The sequence below is a fragment of the Vibrio sp. 811 genome (assembly GCF_033339195.1).
On sequence record NZ_JAWOUB010000237.1, the window covers coordinates 1 to 835 of the forward strand.

The following is an 835-nucleotide window of genomic DNA, read 5'->3' on the forward strand; positions in this document are numbered from 1 at the left end:
GTCTGTTACTGCGGTAGAAGGCGAACGAAATCCCCTTCCTTCACCAAGAGCGCATCAGCTAATTCAGGCGCCAACACAACGCTTTGCGTTTCTGCGTCGTAAGCGGCTTTTGCTGCAGCGGCACGGAAGTTCTCGAATGACGAGTTACACATCAAGAAGTCTTGAGTGCTGGTATGCGCTGAGATTTTGACTTGAGCACGGAATGAATGACGTACCGATTCGATATTGCGTAAGTCACACTCAACCGTTGGACCGCCATCGAAGATGTCGACGTAGCCACGGTTGGTAAATCCTTCACGCTCTAGCAGCTTCAGCGCTGGGCGCGTGTTGTCATGCACTTGACCAATCACCGCTTGTGCTTCTGGGCTCAATAGGTTGATGTAAATTGGCAGCTTTGGCATCAAGTCAGCGATAAAGCCTTTCTTGCCGATGCCGGTAAGATAATCTGCAAGTGTGAAATCAATAGAGAAGAAATGCTCTTGTAACCATTGCCAAAATGGAGAATTACCATTCGCATCAGAGACGCCACGCATCTCGGCAAAGATGGTTTTAGAGAAACGCTCTGGGTGCTCCGCCATCATAAGAAAGCGGCACTTAGACATCAGACGGCCATTTAGGCCCTGGCGATATTTTTCGCGTAGGAACAGCGTACAAATCTCACTGTTCCCCGTGTAGTTGTTGCCAAATGTCAGTAGTTTAACGACGTTATTTACGCCGAGTTTTGGCGAAGAGTGAACCACTTTACTGATGTGATATGAGTAGAACGGTACGTCCCAGCCAATAGATGCTTCGATTCCGGTGGTACCCGCAACCTCACCCGATTCAGAGTCAAAAC

At 48.9% G+C, this 835-nt stretch carries 1 protein-coding gene; it reads right to left on the bottom strand.

What is annotated here, in order from left to right; all coding sequences use genetic code 11:
* Positions 1-5: 5 nt before the first annotated feature.
* Positions 6-835 (bottom strand): arginine N-succinyltransferase (locus R7Q46_RS26065; RefSeq protein WP_318078067.1); only part of this gene is annotated, 830 nt, incomplete at its 5' end.